Here is a 516-nt window from a genome sequence, read left to right as displayed (position 1 = left end):
ATGCTGCGCCGAAGCCGAGCGTCGAACGCCTGCGCGATGCGATCGACCGCGCCGGCCGATTCATGCTTGAGCAAGGCTTCACCAGCGTGATGGATGCCGCGGTCGGCATGTCCGCGGGCATGGATGAGATCGATGCCTACGAGCATCTTGCGAAATCGAACACGCTGCCGATCCGCACCTGGGTTTGTATCTACGGCAACACCGACGGCATCGGCGATCAGGCACATGCTGCCGGTTATCGTTTCGGCCGCGAGGTCGGCATGCTGCGCTATGGCGCGATGAAAGTGTTCGGTGACGGCAGCGCGGGCGGCCTCACCGCTGCGATGTCGGAGCCCTATCTGGTCGGCGACCCCGATAACCGCGGCATCTTCTGCTACACCGACAAGGAGATGCACGACTATCTCGCGCATTATCATGACCTCGGCTATCAGCTTGCGATCCACGCCATCGGCGATGCCGCCATCGAGCAGGTGCTGTCAGGGATCGAGAAAGCCGGCACGGCGGAGAACCCTATCC

Annotated in this window: 1 protein-coding gene; it reads left to right on the top strand. The window is 62.6% G+C overall.

Going from position 1 to position 516, the window contains the following annotated elements; genetic code table 11:
- A partial coding sequence (locus AC1DU6_RS35850; protein ID WP_477863416.1) for an amidohydrolase family protein occupies window positions 1-516 on the top strand: 516 nt, incomplete at both ends.

This window comes from Roseateles sp. P5_B10 (assembly GCF_056400485.1).
The sequence above is the reverse complement of the archived record's forward strand: the minus strand, read 5'-3'. Positions and strand labels throughout refer to the sequence as shown.